This is a genomic window from Aliiroseovarius sp. F20344, from assembly GCF_023016155.1.
Lineage (GTDB): Bacteria > Pseudomonadota > Alphaproteobacteria > Rhodobacterales > Rhodobacteraceae > Aliiroseovarius.
Genome location: NZ_JALKBG010000008.1, coordinates 356,438 through 372,502 on the forward strand (window position 1 = coordinate 356,438; position 16,065 = coordinate 372,502).

Below are 16,065 nucleotides of genomic sequence, written 5' to 3' on the forward strand. Positions count from 1 at the left end.
TTACTTCTTCTTTCCGAAGCCCGACAGGCCGGGGGGAAGGCCGCCGCCACCCAGTCCGGGCAGCTTGCCGCCCATGGCTTTTGCTGCCGCTTCAAGCGCTTTCGGGTCCATCGAGGATGGATCCATACCCGGAGGCATATCGGGCATTCCGCCACCTTTGCCGAACATGCCGCCCATGGCCTGTTTCAGCATCTTGCCTTTGCCCATTTTGCCCATCTTCTTCATCATGTCGCCCATCTGGCGCTGCATTTTTAGAAGCTTGTTCAGGTCGCTGACTTCCATGCCAGCCCCGGCGGCAATACGCTTTTTACGGCTAGCTTGCAGGATTTGGGGATTGGCGCGTTCGCGTTTGGTCATGGACTGGATCAGGGCGATCTGCTGTTTCAGCACCTTGTCATCCATGCCCGCGTCTTCGGCCTGTTTGGCCATTTTCTTCATGCCCGGCATCATTCCCATGATGCCCTGCATACCGCCCATCTTGATCATCTGCTCAAGCTGCATCTTCAGGTCGTTCATGTTGAACTGACCCTTCTGGAAGCGCTTCATCATGCGCTCGGCTTGCTGGGCCTCGATGGTTTCTTGGGCTTTCTCAACCAGCGAAACAATGTCGCCCATGCCAAGAATGCGGCCCGCGATCCGGTCGGGCTCGAACGTTTCAAGCGCGTCCATCTTTTCGCCAAGGCCGACGAATTTGATCGGCTTGCCAGTGACTGCGCGCATTGACAGCGCAGCACCGCCGCGTCCGTCACCATCCATGCGGGTCAGAACGACGCCCGAGACGCCGACTTTGTCGTCAAATTCCTGTGCGACCTCAACGGCAACCTGACCAGTCAGACCATCGACGACCAGCAGGGTTTCGCGCGGGTTGACCACGGCCGAGACTTCCTCCACCTCGCCCATCAGGACTTCGTCGATGTGCAGGCGCCCCGCAGTGTCGAGCATATAAACATCATAGCCGCCCATCGTCGCCTGCTGCTTGGCACGCTTGGCTATGTCGACGGGTTTCTGGCCCGGAACGATCGGCAGGGTGTCCACGCCGATCTGTGTGCCCAGAACAGCCAACTGATCCATAGCCGCCGGGCGGTAGATGTCGAGCGAGGCCATCAGAACCCGCTTGCCCTCTTTCTCGGTCAGTCGTTTGGCCAGCTTCGCCGTGGTCGTGGTTTTACCACCACCTTGCAGTCCGACCATCAGGATCGGGGCAGGGGGGCTGTCGACCTTCAGCGCGCCGGGCTCGCCTTCGCCGGTCAGGACGTCGACCAGCGCGTCGTGCACGATCTTGACGACCTGCTGGCCCGGTGTGACCGATTTGGTCACCGCTTGACCGGTGGCCTGTTCCTGCACCTTCTTCACAAAGTCGCGGGCCACTGGCAGCGAGACGTCAGCCTCAAGCAGCGCCACACGCACTTCGCGCAGGGCGGTTTTTACATCATCTTCGGACAGCGCACCCTGTTTCGTCAGGCGGTCAAAGACACCGGATAGGCGATCTGACAGGCTCTCAAACATTTCGCGGCTCCTTTGCCGTTTCATTTCCCCCAAAGATAGGGGCGGGTTGCGCGTATCCCAAGGCCAAAACCGGGCTTCCAAACGATGAGCGCCCCTGTGGGCGTAACACGCTGACAGGGGGCGATCCCGGCTTGGGCCATGGGACCGGAAGTTTCGCACTTCCGAGATTTGGGGCGGAGTTACGGGTTTCGGGGTGCAGAGTCAAGCTGCATTGGGCTTAAATGCGCTTCAATCCACGCATTGATTGCGTCTGCCGTGCGTCGCGGTCCGGACCCGTTGGTGTAGTAGGACTCAACCGGCAGGTTGGGCTGCCCATTCATCACCAAAACCGGACGATACATGGTGGATCCGTCACTTCGGGTTTCTTCAAGCTCGGCCCCGCGGAGCGCGTCCAATGGATAGACATCTTGTGCGTATCCCAGCACAGAACGCTTTCGTTTCACGATCTGTCCGGCCTCCATATCAAGGATCAACTGCACGCGCTTGGCAAATACCATGAAACAGATGCCCCAAACGACAGTGCCTATCCCGGCGAACATCAGACCGAACAGCAGCTCTCCGTTCAGAAGGGCACTCCCCCCGATGGCCAGAAAAATCAGCAACCCGGCAATCATGCCAAGCGAAAGAAGCCACGGTTTATGATCAAGGATCAGCATCTCTTGCGTGTTTGTCAGGACCTTCATGTGGGCAGAGTAGGCGGAAAACCAAGCCAGATAAAGCGTCTGTGGTGTTTGACCTGTGTCATGGTGGAGGGCAGAGGCGCAGGGTATTCGTAAAGAAATGCTGAACACTGAAAATAAAAAGGAGCTCAGTGATGTATAAAAATGTTCTCGTGCCGATCGCTTTGGATCACGACCGCGATACGTCAGAAGCCCTGCATATCGCCAAGGCTGTCGCCGCTGATGGCGCCAAGATCACCGCCCTGCATGTCATGGAGGAGGTGCCTGCATACGTGGCGCAATACCTGCCGGAAGGGCAGCTTGAAAGTAATATTCACGAACTGGAAAGCCGGTTGAAGGAAGCGTTAACGGAATCGCCGGATGTTTCTATCGCGGTCGTCTCTGGGCATGCAGGCCACGCGATTGTGGATTATGCCAAGGAACACAAGGTTGATTGTATTGTGGTGGCATCGCACCGTCCGGGGCTGACCGATTTCTTCCTTGGATCGACGGCTGCACGTGTTGTGCGCCACGCCCCCTGTGCTGTTCACGTCTCACGCTGATACCCTCCCTTATTCGCGTGACCAACTGGCGGGCCCCTTGTGGCCCGCTTTTTCATGCCTACATTCCCCTTAAGACAGGAGGGTTGATGATGAAGTGTCCCGTGGATGGAACCGAGCTTTTGATGACAGAACGCCAAGGGGTGGAAATCGACTATTGCCCCAAATGTCGTGGTGTCTGGTTGGATCGGGGCGAATTGGACAAGATCATCGAAAAAGCGACCCCCGCGATCGAGCTGGACGATCCCGATCCATATGTCGCGCCCCCGCCGCCGCCCTCCGAGCCTGTTCGCCAAGGCGAACCCCGCCGCATGCGATCGCGCGAAGAGATGGAGCGCGGGGCCGGGATGAAGCCCGGATCATCACGTAAGCGTCGATATGACGATGACGACTACGATGACGACGAGTACCGCCACGCCAAGCGCTACAAGAAGAAGCGCCGCAAATCGGTCCTATCAGAGCTTTTTGACATCTTTGACTGACCCCGAGGCAAGATCACATATTCATATGTGATCGAATTGCGGCTAGGCTTCTTTCCATAAGGAGGAAGCCATGCCCAAAATCAGCAAAGCCCCCGATTACCAAACCGTTATCACCACGTTCGAGATGACACCCGGCACTTGTCAGGATCTTCTTGATGCGCTGACGGATGCCTACACGGATTTTATTTCAAAACAGCCCGGATTTGTGGGCGCTGGCCTTCATGTGAATGATGCCCAGACCCGTATTGCAAACTACAGCCAGTGGAAGCGACGCGAAGACTTTCAAGCCATGCTGCGAACGGATGAAATGCGCGAGCGTAATCGTAAGATTGCTGCTTTGTGCAAAAGCTTCGAACCCGTCATGTATGACGTTTTTGAAACCTTTAACTAAGTCAGTCGAGGACCCCATGAAAACATTCACCGCCGCTGCCTCCCTTTTTCTGGCCACCACGCCTTTGTTTGCTGAGGGGGTCAATATTCGCCCTGACGTGTCCTCGGTCACAGTCGAAACAGAAGGTGGCCCCGTAGAAATTATGCGCAATCAGGATACCGCAAACGAGCTTTCGGGCGAATGGGCGCGCACCTCGCGGCCTTGTCCAAATTTCTGCGTTCAGCCCATGGTGCCCGCGCCGGGTGTGACCCCGATAGGAGAGCTGGAACTGCTCGAGATGCTTCAAGATCCGGTGGCCATCGTTGTGGACAGCCGCGTTTCTTCGGATCATGAAACCGGCACAATTCCGGGTGCAATCTCAATTCCTTACAACGAGGCGCCAGATCGACTGGATGAACTTGGCTGCGAGGTTGATTTCGACGGATTCGATTGTGAAGCCGCATTGCCCGTGGCGCTGTTTTGCAACGGGAACTGGTGTGGGCAATCCCCAACCGCCGCCCGGCGCATGATCGAAGCAGGCTTTCCCGCCGATAAGATCCATTACTACCGCGGTGGCATGCATGCTTGGCGCATGCTGGGTATGACGGTCACGGGCGAGAACTAAAAACGGTCAGGCGAGCCCCCATTGACCTTGGTCTTTGGGATCCCCATTCTTTGCAGGTGCCAGAAAATGGCACTTATGATGGAACGGGATCATGGCTCGCCACTTTAAACTGCTAAAAACCAGTGTCTTGGCATTTGGCTTCGCCATCGCCGCACAAGTTGCCGTGGCCAGCGAGCAGATTGGTGCATTCACCGTGTTCATAGGCAAGCCCGATCTGTCCAATGCCAAAGGGGCCGCTTTGTCGGACCCAGCAAGCATTTTACGACGGGATCGCGCGAATTATCACCGGTTTGGGGTCAGCCAACCGGGGGACGAATGGGATCCCTATTTTGGGTCCAATAAAAGCCGCAAGAACATCAAAGCCTTGCTTGAAAAGGGCGGCATTGGCCCGAAAGCTGCCAAGCGGTTTAAGAATGGTGGGACCGTTCTGATCCGTGTCATGGGCGCGGGCGGAAAGCCAACCGCGATCATGGTTTCAGTCCCGAACTAGAAAGCGTCTTATTCGCGGTAGGCACGAACGCAGGCGTCGCGCGCCGCAATTGCCCGCGGTTCAAGCTTTCTTTGATGTGCTTTCAATCGCGCCAGTTTCTTTTGAACATCATCCATGTCTACGGACACGGGCGTTTCAATCGTATGGAAACGTGTTCTGCGGCAAGGGAAGGGCTTTTTGTCCTTGGTATAGCAAATGCGGGTGTCGGTATACGGCACTGATTGCCGGTGCAGTGCGTATCCACGGGCAAGCGTTTCTTCAAGCTTAGCAATCTGCGCAGTAACTGCCCGGTATTCTGAGGTTTCGCGCGCAATGCATTGCTGCTGGGGCGTTGCACATGCGGATAGCAAAGCCAACATGGCTCCGAAGGCTGCGACACGATATCTTTTCACTCCGAACATTCAGCACCCTCCTGCCAATCGATATTTCGGTGATCCTATCATAGCGGGAAACGACAGCCTGCAAAAGCAGATCGGATTAGACGGATAGGTGGCAAACAAATTCAATCCCGCTTGTGTGTATTGGGCGGTTTCGGTATCCGTGCTGCAAAGGAGCAGTTGACATGGCAAGACAGGCAGGCGCGTCCAGCGTCGAGATGGACGAACGCGAGAAATCCAAACGTATCGGTGCCTTGTCGGGCCTGTGGCCATTCATGCGCCCTTACCGTGCTTGGATCTTAGCCGCGTTTGTTGCGCTGGTGTTTACCGCCGGAATCTCCCTGATCCTGCCAATCGCTGTTCGTCGTGTTGTTGATGGATTCGGGGAAGCCACACCGCAACTCTTGGACAAGTACTTCACGGCAGCACTTGGTGTGGCGTCGCTGCTCGCGCTGGGCACAGGGCTTCGGTACTATCTGGTCACCCGGTTGGGGGAACGGATCGTCTCGGATATTCGCAAGGCGGTCTTTGATCGAGTCGTGGGAATGAGCCCTGCTTTTTATGAGAAAATCATGACCGGAGAGGTGCTGTCGCGCATCACCACGGATACCACGTTGATCCTGTCGGTTATCGGCTCGTCAGTGTCTGTCGCCCTGCGCAATGTGTTCATCTTCTTTGGCGGCATGGTCCTGATGCTGTTCACGTCTGCCAAGCTGACTGGACTTGTGTTGTTGATCGTACCCGTTGTTATCGTGCCGATCATCGTTCTGGGGCGTCGCTTACGTGTTCTGGGCCGTGAAAATCAGGAATGGATTGCCAAAAGCTCGGGCAATGCATCCGAAGCGCTGTCGTCTGTTCAAACAGTGCAGGCCTTCACGCATGAAAACCTCAGCCGGAATGAATTCGCGGGCTTGACCGAAAAAAGCTTCATCTCGGCCAAACAGCGCATCGGCACCCGTGCCGTAATGACGGTGATTGTAATTTCGCTGATCTTCTCAGGCGTCGTAGGTGTGCTTTGGATCGGGATGCGGGACGTCACGGCTGGTGACATCTCAATCGGGGCGCTAGTGCAGTTTGTAATCTATTCGGTCATGGTCGCAGGCGCTGTTGGCGCTTTGTCTGAGATTTGGAGCGAATTGCAGCGCGCAGCGGGGGCCACAGAACGGCTGGTTGAGCTTTTGAATGCGGACGATCAGGTGAAAGACCCTGAGTACCCTATTGCGATCACTCAGCGCCCGACCGGTGCCTTGTGCTTTGACAAGGTGACATTCCACTATCCAGCCCGACCCAACCAAGCAGCGTTGGAAGAGGTCTCGCTTGATGTTGCGGCGGGTGAAACCGTGGCGCTTGTAGGCCCATCTGGTGCAGGCAAGTCGACCATCATCCAATTGATCCAACGTTTCTATGATCCGGAGCAAGGCGCAGTCACCATGGATGGCGTCGATCTACGCGATATGCAGCGTGATGATTTCCGCAAATACGTCGCCCTTGTGCCGCAAGACGCAGTAATCTTTGCCGCTTCCGCCCGCGAAAACATTCGCTTCGGTCGCCCAGATGCCTCGGACGCCGAGGTCGAAGCCGCCGCCAAAGCCGCCGCCGCGCATGAGTTCCTGTCTCGATTGCCAGAAGGGTATGACACCTATGTGGGCGAGCGTGGCGTGATGCTGTCGGGTGGTCAAAAGCAACGTATCGCCATCGCGCGTGCGATCCTGCGTGATGCACCGATCCTGCTGTTGGACGAAGCGACCTCGGCTCTTGATGCGGAAAGCGAACGCTTGGTTCAGGGCGCTGTGGATGAGCTTGCTCAGGGACGCACAACGCTGATTGTTGCGCACCGTCTGGCGACCGTGAAAAAGGCCGACAGGATTGTGGTCTTTGATGAAGGTCGCATCGTTGCACAAGGCACGCATGATGAATTGGTTGCCCAAGACGGCCTTTACGCCCGCTTGGCCCGCTTGCAGTTCACCGAAGGACAGATCTAAGCCGCAACGGCATCTGATCAGCCTCAAATCACGGGTGAGCTGCGTCTTCGCGCCCGTAATGCACGGTGATTTACCTTCCGTAAACGTCAATTCCACGTCACGTCAGACTTGCGGGAAATCACATTTACGCCCATGCTCATTCCTTAATATCAGCCTGTAAAAACAGGCGAAGGGAGGACAATCTATGTATGAATTTGGGTCGATGTTTGATCGGGATGCGGTCGAGGCCGAAATGTCGTGGGATGCGCGCGACAAACCAAGCACACTTTATCAGATGCTCGAGCGGACTGCGAAAGCATTCCCTAACCACCCGGCGGCGTCGTTTCAGATCACATCAGGTCCCTCGGATCCAAAAGAGACCGTGACATGGCGGGAAATGCTGGAGCGCTCTTGCCAGGCTGCCAACCTATTTCGATCTTTGGGCATCGGTGAAGAAGATGTTGTGGCCTACCTTCTGCCGAACTCGAACGAAACCATCTATACCCTCATGGGGGCAGGTACTGCCGGGATCGTAAATCCGATCAATCCGCTTTTGGACGCCGAACAAGTGGCCGGCATTCTGAAAGAAACGGGCGCAAAGGTCTTGGTGACCCTGAAGGCCTTCCCGAAATCAGAAGTTGCCCAACTTGCAAATGAAGCCGTTTCGATGGCCCCTAACGTCGAGACCGTTCTGGAAATTGACCTGAACAAATATCTGAAGCCGCCTAAAAGCTGGCTGGTGCCGCTGTTGCGCCCGAAGAACCCGGTGAAACACAATGCAAAGGTGTTGGATTTTGTCGCAGAGATGAAACGACAGAACACCACTTTGGATTTTGAGGATAAGTCCGAAGATCGTGTTGCCGCATATTTCCACACAGGTGGCACCACGGGCACGCCGAAGGTGGCGCAGCACAAGAACTCGGGCATGGTTTATAACGGCTGGCTGGGCGCAAATCTGTTGTTCGATGAGAACGATGTGATCATGTGCCCCTTGCCGCTTTTCCACGTCTTCGCGGTGCATGTGATCTGGATGTCTTGCCTGATGTCCGGCGCGCATTTTGTGCATCCAACTCCGGCTGGATATCGCGGGGACGGCGTATTCGATAACTTCTGGAAGCTTATCGAACGCTACAAAGTTAGCTTCATGATTACGGTTCCGACTGCGATATCAGCCCTGATGCAGCGGCCTGTAGATGCAGATGTCTCTTCCCTGAAAACCGCGTTTTCAGGCTCGGCGCCGCTTCCGATCGAGCTTTACAATCGGTTCGTCGAGGCAACCGGCGTGAACATCGTAGAAGGCTATGGCTTGACCGAGGCAACTTGCCTTGTCTCCTGTAACCCTCCGACAGGTGCCAAAAAGGTTGGATCTGTGGGGGTTCCTTTCCCGTACACGGATGTGAAAATCCTGACCTGCGACGGTGAAGGCACTGTTCTGAAAGAACATGGCGTGGATGAAGTAGGTGAGATCTGCCTGTCCAACCCTGGCGTCTTCACGGGCAGCACCTACACGGAAGAAGCCAAGAACGCAGGACTTTTTGCGCAAGGCACGCATCTGCGCACAGGTGATCTGGGTCGTCTGGATGAAGAGGGCTATCTATGGATCACGGGCCGCGCAAAGGATTTGATCATTCGTGGGGGCCACAACATTGACCCCGCCGAGATTGAAGAGGTTTTGGCCGGGCACGAGGCCGTCGCCATGGTCGGCGCGATTGGCCAGCCGGACAGCTATGCGGGTGAGCTTCCATGCGCCTATGTCGAACTGGTCGGCGGGGCGCAGGTCACCCCAGAAGAACTGATGGATTACGCCAAGAAACACATCCATGAGAAAGCCGCGCTGCCCAAGCATGTGGAAATTCTGGACGAGCTGCCAAAAACAGCCGTGGGTAAAGTTTTCAAACCCGACCTGCGCAAATCCGCGATCACACGCGTTTATGACAAAGCGCTGGAAGATGCTGGTCACGCAGCACATGTCTATGAAGTGATCGATGACAAAAAACGCGGTTTAGTGGCGCGCCTGAAAGCAACAGGCGATGTCGATTTCGAGGCCGTGAAACACTGCCTTGGGGAATTCACACGTCCGTTTGAGTGGATGGAGTGATCCAACTAGCAGCGCTTTAAGTTAGAATATCAGGGCGGCCTTTAGGTCGCCCTTTTCCGTTTTAGATCAAGAATTTAGATCGATCGAGCGGAAGATCTTCGTCATCAGCTCGAATTCGGTTGTTTCGTCGGCGGTGAGAGATCGTGGAACTGGAGGATGGAGTTTCTTCGGAAGTTTCGTCTCGCTGGGTGAAACTGCACATGCTTAACAAACGCCACTGCGATAGACGTCAAGCCTGATGCTGGTTGCATTTGGTTTTCTTCAGTATGTCCTGCCTCGTGTCAGTAATTCATTTCCCTTTCATGAGGTCAGCCCTTCGCCAGAGTGCTTAAACCGAGGTCATCAAGGATGGCATAGACTGCTGGCAGCACAAACAGCACCACAAGACCAGCACTCAAAAGCCCAAAGACCAGACTGGAAACCAGCGGGATTAGGATCTGCGCCTGAAGGCTGGTTTCGGTCAGGATCGGCAACAGACCGACCGTGGTTGTGGTGGTGGTCAATAAAATCGCCCTGAACCGTGCCCGTGCTGCGCGCGAGGCTGCTTGAGCCACGCTCACCGTATCCACATGTTCATGTTTGACGAAGTCTACCAGCAGGATCGAGTTGTTGACCACAATCCCGGCCAGCGCCACGAACCCCAGCATGCTGGGCATCGAGAAATCGAGCCCCATTGCCATATGGCCAAAGATCGCCCCGGGCAACGATAGCGGGATCACCAGCATCACCACGATGGGTTCAAGATACGACCGGAACAGGAAGCTGAGCAGCAGGAACACACCCAAAAGCCCGATCACGAACCCCTTGAGCATAGATTTCTGGGTCTTCCCGGCCTCGGCGTTCTGGCCTTCAACATCGAGCGTGACGGTTGGATGGCGTTGTAGCAGTGCCGGGACGAACCGTGCCATCGTATCGCCGACAATGGCGTTTGCATTGGCGATGCGCGTGTCGATCGAACCTTGAACCGTCACGCTGCGCACTCCGTCTTCGCGGTTGATCCGGCTATATCCCTGACCGGTCTCGACATTCGCCACAACGCTTAGCGGCACATAGGAGCCGTCGGCACGGGTGACGTTGAAGTTTTCGAACACGTCGTGACTGGCGCGCTCGCCGGGGCCAAACTGGGCGGTGACTTCGACCAGAGAGCCATCGATCTGCATTTCGCTGATGGTCGTGCCCAGATAAGCGGCCCGCAACTGGTCGGCGATCATCGCGGCGGTAATCCCCATCGGGCCAGCGGCATCCGTTAGTGTCACGCGCAATTCGCGTTTTCCCGGGCGCAGATCATCCAGAATAGACGTCACACCCTGATATTGCCACAACCAGTCCTGTAACTCGACCGAGGCGGCCTTTAGTGCGCTCAAATCATCGCCCTTCAGATGCATATCAATCGCGATCCCGGCCGGGCCGATGGTACTTTCGGCATATTTCAGACTGATGGCGTCCGGCACCGGCCCGACAATGTCGCGCCAAAGCTCCATGATTTCGTCGGGGCTGCTTGTCCGCTCGGCCGAGGGTAAAAGATCGACGCTAAGTGTCACCACATGGGCGCCGGTTTCAAAGGCGTCCCGGTTCAGCCCATGGAACACTGAGATATGCTGGATCAGAGCGGCGCCATCGGGTTGTTCCGGAGTCAGTGTGACGTTGACCTCGTCCAATCCGGCTTCAAGTTGCGCGATGATCTGATCGGTGCGTGTTAGCGGTGTGCCCTGCGGCATCAGCACCCGTGCGACAACGGTGTCGCCGTCCAGCTCGGGGAAGGCGGTGAATTTCAGATAGCCACCTGCCAGCATGCTGACCGAGACCAGCAGCACCGCGAAGCTGAGCCCGGTCACGGCATAACGCCAGCGAATGGTCAGATCGACGAATGGCCCGACCAGACGTTCGCGAGCCCAGTTTACCGCCGCCTCGACTTTGGCGCCGATACCGGTGGCGTGGTTGGTGACCTCAAGGCTGTGGATCAGGTGGTGTGGCAGGATCAAGAACGCCTCAATCAGCGACACCATCAGGACAAACAGCATCACCACCGGCACGACGCGCAACACGGCACCCAGATCGCCCGCCAGAAAGGCGAGCGAGCCGAAGATCATCGCGGTTGTGCCGAACGAGGCGAACACATTGGGAAACACCTGTGCTGCCCCCTCGACCGCTGCATCCAGTGCGCTGCGGCCCTTTTCACGCTGACGGGCGATGTTCTCGGCGATCACGATGGCATCGTCCATCAACAGGCCGATCACGATCAGCAGGGCCAGCGAAGTCATCAGGTTGAGCGAGTAGCCGATCATCCCCATTAGCGCGACACCGCCCATGAACGAAACTGGCAGTCCCATGGCGACCCAGAAGGCAAACCGGAATCCGAAGAAAAGCCACAGCACCAGAAACACCAGCGCCAGCCCCTGTAGCCCGTTGACAACAACCAGTGTCAGCCGTTCCCGCACCACCGTGGCACCATCGGCGGTGATTTCGAGCGCTATGCCCGGCGGGGCCTGGGCGCGCTCGGTTTCCAGAAACGCCTTGAGCGCGTCCAGCGTGCGCAGGCTGTCTTCGGCGCGGGTTTTGGTGATGTCCAGAATGGCGGCGGGCTGGCCATCGAACAGGATCACGTCGTCATCCTGCGCAAACCCTTCGGAGATGTCAGCGATGTCGCCCAGCCGGACCTGTCCGCCCTGTGCCGAAGACCGCACAATCAGGGCGGCAAGCGTAGCAGGGCTGCGCCGTTCCTCGGCCACGCGGATCAGAAGGGTCTCGGTGGTCGTCTCGATCGACCCGGCGGGAAGATCAAGACTGCTGGCCTGCACCGCACGTGCAATATCGGCGACGGAGACTCCGAATTTCTGTAGGTCGGCGGGACGCAGGTCAATCTGCAACTCGCGGTTGGAAAAACCACGAATTTCCACTCTGGGAATACCACCCCAGCGCAGCATGTCGGTGCGGATCTGTTCAGCATAGGCATTCAGATCAGTGCGGGTCTTGGGGCCGGTAATGGCAACCGAGGCAACAAAGTCGGTCAGGCCAAGCGGCCTGACTGTGGCGGTTTCTGCCCGCTCCGGAAAATCCGTGATGGCATCAACCTCGGACTTCACATCAGCGACAAACGATTGGAAATTGTTACCCTCGCGCATTTTCACAACCGAACGGGCCAAGTTTTCACGCGCCTCGCAGGATTGCCGGTCGATACCGGTTACCGCGTCCAGCGCGTTTTCGATCCGCTCACAGATGGCAGTTTCAACTTCCTCTGGTCGGGCGCCGGGATACGGCACGCTGATCTCGACTTCGCTGAGGTTGGCGCGGGGAAAGGTCTCGCGCAAGAGAGTCGGGCTGACGAACAATCCAGCGGCAAGGAACAGGATCATCAGAAGGTTGGCGATAGTCGGATGCGCCGCAAAAAAACGGATCATTGCGCGGCGCCCTCGGTCAGAAGTCGGTTCGCCACCTCAGTATCCGTATGCGGATCCAGAAGCGCGCCTTCGATCATCGGGGTTGGAGGGCTGAGCACGATACGGCTGTCTTCGGAAATCCCATCCGTGAACAGTGCGATCCCACCCTGTTCCAGCCACGGCGACGCCGTGATCACCCTGAGTCGGTTATCATCATCCACAACAAAAACCTGCCCATCGCGCAGGGCGCTGCGGGGCAGGACAATGCCGGACACCGGGTCAGAGCTGAGCAGGACCTCGACAAACATGCCCTTGGTCAAGGGGGGGCGGTCGCCCGCTTTCGTCAGGCTATAGGCGTCATCGACTTGCACCACGACACTGATTGTACCGGTTTTCGGATCGATGCCGTCGCCGATCCGGTCAACTGTCGCAGGCCAGGTCACGGCCTCGTCGCCCAAGCGCAGCCGGACCTGTGCGTTCAGGCCGAATTCGTGAAGAATTTCGGTCATCCGCGTCGGGTCCATCGGTAGCGTTGCGGTCGCTGACTGACCTGATCGGATCAGGCCGCGAAAGCTGTCGATAGACACCTGTACGTCGATCTCTGCCTGATCGATACCGTCCAGAATGGCTGCGGTCTGCCCGGTTTTCAGAAACTGCCCGGTCTCGACCGAATGCGTTGCGACCCTTGCAGTAAAGGGCAAGGTCAGCTCACTGCGCCCCAGGTTCAGCCGGGCGGTGGCAAGGTTGGTCTGATAGACGGCTATCTGTTCAGTCTGAACGGCGCGTTGGGTCGGAAACAGGGCCAGCGTGCCCTCAATGCCCTGCACTTTCTGGCGTTGTGCCAGATGCGCCGCACGCGCCATGTCGCGGCCGCTTTGCGCCATGGTTCCGGCGGCAAACAGCGTCTCGGCCCGTTCCAAGTCAGACGCTTTGACGGCCAGTGCTTCGCGTTCGATTTCAAGTGCAGCGCGCTGATTTGCTTCTGTCACGTCAAGTTCGGCCAGCCGGGCCTGAGCGGCACGGATGTTTGCGGTGGCCTGAGCGATGGCAAGATCGAAATCGGTTGGTGAGAGTCGAACCAAAACCGCGCCCGCAGGCAGAATTTGCCCGTCGCGCAAGCCCGGGTTGACATATTCCACCGTTCCGCCGACCTCGGCAATCGCAGCAAAGGTACGGGCCGGAGCGACAAGACCAAAACCGACAAGCGTCGGGGTGACTTCTCTGGTTTCGGCGGCGATCACGCGCACCGGGCTGGCACGCTCGGCAAGCGCGATGCGTCCCGGTGGCGGGCTAGTGGACACAACATAGGCCAGAACACCTGCGCCAATAGCGGCAATCGGCAGGGTGATCAGGACCAGTTTAAACCTAGTTTTCATGGCGTGTTTCCTTCGCGTTCGAAGAGCCTCAGTTGTAGATCAAGAAGGCGTTCACCCTCTTGCACAAGAGGGGCCGGGTTGCGGGTCACGATGAGCCGTAGCACCAGGCTCTGAACAATTCCGAGCAACAGCGTCACGCCGTCCTCAATGCCCAGATCGGTTCGCAGGTCGCCGTGGGCGCGCAGGTCATTAAAACAACCCGCCAAAGCCGCGCGGTAACCAGCCATCTCGGTTTGAAACCGCTGGCGGGTTTCGGCCAGCCCGCCGGTTGGATCACGCGTAACCATTATTTCCGGCAGGGCAGGAAATTCGGCGATCAGGTGGAGGTGACGTAGGACCAGATTACGCAGGTTCTCCGAGGGTGCCATGCAAGGGCTGACGCCCAGCCGGGCATTCTCTGAAATCCGGGCGCACAGTGTGTCGGTGGCTGCCCGCCAAATATCTTCCTTCCTGGGGAAGTGCTTGTAGATTGCCGGTTGCGTCAGACCCAGCCGACCCGCGATCATGCCGGTCGTCACGTGGCCCGGCCCAACCTCGAACGCCAGGTCCAGCGTCACCGCTAGAATCTCGGCCTTGCGATCCCCGGAGGATCTACGCGCCTTCATGTTCGCCTGATCGCACGGTTTGCTATCCATGCGACCGCCGCCCAGAATGTGAACCTCAGGGCCAGGGCGCCAACAGTTCGTAATTCAAACGCGCTTCCCTGAAAAACCACGATGACGAACCCCAGTGCGACAATCGCCGTTGCAATGGCGATAAGGCCAGCAAGCCGGGCAGCCCAGCCTTTGCCAAACCACAAACCGATGGCAGCAACGACATAAACAAATCCTGCAAGGAAATTGAACCAGACCACAAACAAGACGTAGTTGCCCGCCCATGTCTGTGCCTCGGCAGACCCAAAGAGCACGCTGCCTCCGGAGAAGACCGTCATCACGCCAAAGATTAATGCAAAGACTGCGATCAACTTTGGCCGAAGAAATGGAGCAGAGGCTTGTGGGGATGGAGGGATCAACGCGACTCTCACCTAAAGGTTATAATTCTATAACTACAGGCGAAAGATAGATGTTTCAATACCTCACCCGATATACACAAACATGCAATGTGACGTCGGCGTAAGGGTTCTGGCGGTGCAAGTTCAATGCATCGAGAGCGGATAGTTCAGGCGTGCGAACTATGGAAAACGCGGCGCTCGCCTGGACCGTAGTGGCGAGTTTGAATTGACGTATTCTCCTATTGCTTCGCCCTCTGCGCGTCTGAACAGCTTCGGGCCCCCAAGGCCGGATAAGAGGTCTGCTTGTCTGACGGAACAAACCCATAGCACGGATTAATGTTGGGCTGGCCAAGCTTCAGCACTGCGTCCGCGCCCAGAGATCCAAGATGCTATTTTCCATTGGTTCTTGCCTGACGCCAGACCCTTGGAGTTCCGACGTAACGCAGCTGGGCGCCAGCAGGTAGCAACTTGTGTCTGGATGGCCCTGTAAAACATAAGGTGTAAACAGCACATGGCAGTCGCGCGTATAGCAGGTCATGGTTTGGGTTTTGCCGTTCTTCCAGCATCACACGGGGCCATGACTTCCGAACATTTTTCACAACAATGTCTGACAATTGCGGGGATTCTTTATGCAAAGCTTGACACTGGCAGCAGCTTCTCGCCTTCTGATCCAGACCATGCGTTCAGCGCGATATACTTGATATGAGGCCCCGATGATCCGTTTAGTTGCAACCTTCCTGCTTGTCACCACGCTCCCCCTGATTACTCAGGCACAAGAGGCGCGGAATTGGCAAGAACAGTGCACGTCGGCAGCGCGCGGTGCCCCATTGGTATGCCGCGCAACACAGACTGTCGTGGACGCCCAGAGCGGGGCGCCAATCGTGCGCAGCACCGTGGTCACATCCGACGAACTGGATCTTCCGGGCCATGCACTGTTGTCTGTTGAGTTGCCCGTCGGTGTGCATATCCCGTCTGGTGTCACACTCGGCAACATCACCTTGGCGCTTGAGACCTGTGACACGTCGGCCTGCTATGCACAAACGCCGTTCTCGGGCGAGATTTCGGACATGTTCCTTGCCGGAGGTTCCCAGCCCCTTATTTTTCGGATGGCACCTGATCAGGACGTCAGTTTTACGCTTCAGCTTGATGGGTTTGCGCAAAGCTTCAACGCGATCAAGATCGCTAAGTAGGTT

The 16,065-nt window shown here is 57.0% G+C and carries 15 protein-coding genes; 8 read left to right on the forward strand and 7 right to left on the reverse strand.

The window, feature by feature from the left end; translation table 11 throughout:
- Together ffh and MWU55_RS10810 are read right to left on the reverse strand one after the other, a co-directional pair.
- Nucleotides 1-1,506 carry a signal recognition particle protein gene (ffh, locus tag MWU55_RS10805; protein WP_246936187.1) on the reverse strand — a complete coding sequence of 502 codons (1,506 nt, stop codon included), beginning with the start codon at nt 1,504-1,506 and terminating at the stop codon, nt 1-3.
- 179 nt (nt 1,507-1,685) lie between these two features.
- Complete coding sequence (locus tag MWU55_RS10810) at nt 1,686-2,189, reverse strand: hypothetical protein (protein ID WP_246936188.1); 504 nt, start codon at nt 2,187-2,189, stop codon at nt 1,686-1,688.
- Nucleotides 2,190-2,320: 131 nt separating this feature from the next.
- Here MWU55_RS10810 and MWU55_RS10815 point away from each other — a divergent pair, with 131 nt between their 5' ends.
- From MWU55_RS10815 to MWU55_RS10835, 5 genes are all read left to right on the forward strand, one after another.
- Nucleotides 2,321-2,728 carry a universal stress protein gene (locus tag MWU55_RS10815; protein WP_246936189.1) on the forward strand — a complete coding sequence of 136 codons (408 nt, stop codon included), beginning with the start codon at nt 2,321-2,323 and terminating at the stop codon, nt 2,726-2,728.
- A gap of 86 nt (nt 2,729-2,814) precedes the next feature.
- Nucleotides 2,815-3,207, forward strand: a complete 393-nt coding sequence (locus MWU55_RS10820; RefSeq protein WP_246936190.1) for a zf-TFIIB domain-containing protein — start codon at nt 2,815-2,817, stop codon at nt 3,205-3,207.
- Nucleotides 3,208-3,277: 70 nt separating this feature from the next.
- Nucleotides 3,278-3,598 carry an antibiotic biosynthesis monooxygenase family protein gene (locus tag MWU55_RS10825; RefSeq protein WP_246936191.1) on the forward strand — a complete coding sequence of 107 codons (321 nt, stop codon included), beginning with the start codon at nt 3,278-3,280 and terminating at the stop codon, nt 3,596-3,598.
- Between the two features lie 16 nt (nt 3,599-3,614).
- On the forward strand, nt 3,615-4,202 hold the full coding sequence (locus MWU55_RS10830) for a rhodanese-like domain-containing protein (protein ID WP_246936192.1): 588 nt from the start codon (nt 3,615-3,617) through the stop codon (nt 4,200-4,202).
- Between the two features lie 91 nt (nt 4,203-4,293).
- The gene (locus MWU55_RS10835; RefSeq protein WP_246936193.1) at nt 4,294-4,692 is read left to right on the forward strand and encodes a hypothetical protein; all 399 of its coding nucleotides are present in this window, start codon (nt 4,294-4,296) and stop codon (nt 4,690-4,692) included.
- Nucleotides 4,693-4,700: 8 nt separating this feature from the next.
- Here MWU55_RS10835 and MWU55_RS10840 read toward each other — a convergent pair whose 3' ends face one another.
- Entirely contained in the window at nt 4,701-5,093 is a 393-nt protein-coding gene (locus MWU55_RS10840; protein ID WP_246936194.1) for a hypothetical protein, read from the reverse strand.
- A gap of 161 nt (nt 5,094-5,254) precedes the next feature.
- Here MWU55_RS10840 and MWU55_RS10845 point away from each other — a divergent pair, with 161 nt between their 5' ends.
- Nucleotides 5,255-7,051 carry an ABC transporter transmembrane domain-containing protein gene (locus MWU55_RS10845; RefSeq protein ID WP_246936195.1) on the forward strand — a complete coding sequence of 599 codons (1,797 nt, stop codon included), beginning with the start codon at nt 5,255-5,257 and terminating at the stop codon, nt 7,049-7,051.
- A gap of 184 nt (nt 7,052-7,235) precedes the next feature.
- Nucleotides 7,236-9,128 carry an acyl-CoA synthetase gene (locus MWU55_RS10850; RefSeq protein ID WP_246936196.1) on the forward strand — a complete coding sequence of 631 codons (1,893 nt, stop codon included), beginning with the start codon at nt 7,236-7,238 and terminating at the stop codon, nt 9,126-9,128.
- 308 nt (nt 9,129-9,436) lie between these two features.
- On the opposite strand, the gene MWU55_RS10855 is transcribed toward MWU55_RS10850, so the two are convergent.
- The 4 genes from MWU55_RS10855 to MWU55_RS10870 are packed head-to-tail and all read right to left on the reverse strand — an operon-like array spanning nt 9,437 to nt 14,812.
- On the reverse strand, nt 9,437-12,526 hold the full coding sequence (locus MWU55_RS10855) for an efflux RND transporter permease subunit (RefSeq protein WP_246936197.1): 3,090 nt from the start codon (nt 12,524-12,526) through the stop codon (nt 9,437-9,439).
- Nucleotides 12,523-13,881 carry a hypothetical protein gene (locus tag MWU55_RS10860; RefSeq protein ID WP_246936198.1) on the reverse strand — a complete coding sequence of 453 codons (1,359 nt, stop codon included), beginning with the start codon at nt 13,879-13,881 and terminating at the stop codon, nt 12,523-12,525. The genes MWU55_RS10855 and MWU55_RS10860 overlap by 4 nt, the downstream gene beginning before the upstream one ends.
- Nucleotides 13,878-14,516, reverse strand: coding sequence for a TetR/AcrR family transcriptional regulator (locus MWU55_RS10865; RefSeq protein ID WP_246936199.1), 639 nt, complete (start codon nt 14,514-14,516; stop codon nt 13,878-13,880). The genes MWU55_RS10860 and MWU55_RS10865 overlap by 4 nt, the downstream gene beginning before the upstream one ends.
- Entirely contained in the window at nt 14,483-14,812 is a 330-nt protein-coding gene (locus MWU55_RS10870) for a hypothetical protein (RefSeq protein ID WP_246936200.1), read from the reverse strand. Before MWU55_RS10870 ends, MWU55_RS10865 begins: the two co-directional genes overlap by 34 nt.
- A gap of 773 nt (nt 14,813-15,585) precedes the next feature.
- On the opposite strand from MWU55_RS10870, the gene MWU55_RS10875 reads away from it, so the two are divergent.
- Nucleotides 15,586-16,062, forward strand: coding sequence for an invasion associated locus B family protein (locus MWU55_RS10875; protein ID WP_246936201.1), 477 nt, complete (start codon nt 15,586-15,588; stop codon nt 16,060-16,062).
- Nucleotides 16,063-16,065 lie beyond the last annotated feature (3 nt).

What these genes read in the sequence shown, in the direction of transcription:
- ffh (WP_246936187.1), bottom strand. Translation starts at nt 1,506, where the DNA reads ATGTTTGAGAGCCTGTCAGATCGCCTATCCGGTGTCTTTGACCGCCTG.
- MWU55_RS10860 (WP_246936198.1), bottom strand. Translation starts at nt 13,881, where the DNA reads ATGAAAACTAGGTTTAAACTGGTCCTGATCACCCTGCCGATTGCCGCT.
- MWU55_RS10865 (WP_246936199.1), bottom strand. Translation starts at nt 14,516, where the DNA reads ATGGATAGCAAACCGTGCGATCAGGCGAACATGAAGGCGCGTAGATCC.
- MWU55_RS10830 (WP_246936192.1), top strand. Translation starts at nt 3,615, where the DNA reads ATGAAAACATTCACCGCCGCTGCCTCCCTTTTTCTGGCCACCACGCCT.
- MWU55_RS10875 (WP_246936201.1), top strand. Translation starts at nt 15,586, where the DNA reads ATGATCCGTTTAGTTGCAACCTTCCTGCTTGTCACCACGCTCCCCCTG.
- MWU55_RS10820 (WP_246936190.1), top strand. Translation starts at nt 2,815, where the DNA reads ATGATGAAGTGTCCCGTGGATGGAACCGAGCTTTTGATGACAGAACGC.
- MWU55_RS10870 (WP_246936200.1), bottom strand. Translation starts at nt 14,812, where the DNA reads ATGACGGTCTTCTCCGGAGGCAGCGTGCTCTTTGGGTCTGCCGAGGCA.
- MWU55_RS10815 (WP_246936189.1), top strand. Translation starts at nt 2,321, where the DNA reads ATGTATAAAAATGTTCTCGTGCCGATCGCTTTGGATCACGACCGCGAT.
- MWU55_RS10845 (WP_246936195.1), top strand. Translation starts at nt 5,255, where the DNA reads ATGGCAAGACAGGCAGGCGCGTCCAGCGTCGAGATGGACGAACGCGAG.
- MWU55_RS10855 (WP_246936197.1), bottom strand. Translation starts at nt 12,526, where the DNA reads ATGATCCGTTTTTTTGCGGCGCATCCGACTATCGCCAACCTTCTGATG.
- MWU55_RS10840 (WP_246936194.1), bottom strand. Translation starts at nt 5,093, where the DNA reads ATGTTCGGAGTGAAAAGATATCGTGTCGCAGCCTTCGGAGCCATGTTG.
- MWU55_RS10810 (WP_246936188.1), bottom strand. Translation starts at nt 2,189, where the DNA reads ATGAAGGTCCTGACAAACACGCAAGAGATGCTGATCCTTGATCATAAA.
- MWU55_RS10850 (WP_246936196.1), top strand. Translation starts at nt 7,236, where the DNA reads ATGTATGAATTTGGGTCGATGTTTGATCGGGATGCGGTCGAGGCCGAA.
- MWU55_RS10825 (WP_246936191.1), top strand. Translation starts at nt 3,278, where the DNA reads ATGCCCAAAATCAGCAAAGCCCCCGATTACCAAACCGTTATCACCACG.
- MWU55_RS10835 (WP_246936193.1), top strand. Translation starts at nt 4,294, where the DNA reads ATGGCTCGCCACTTTAAACTGCTAAAAACCAGTGTCTTGGCATTTGGC.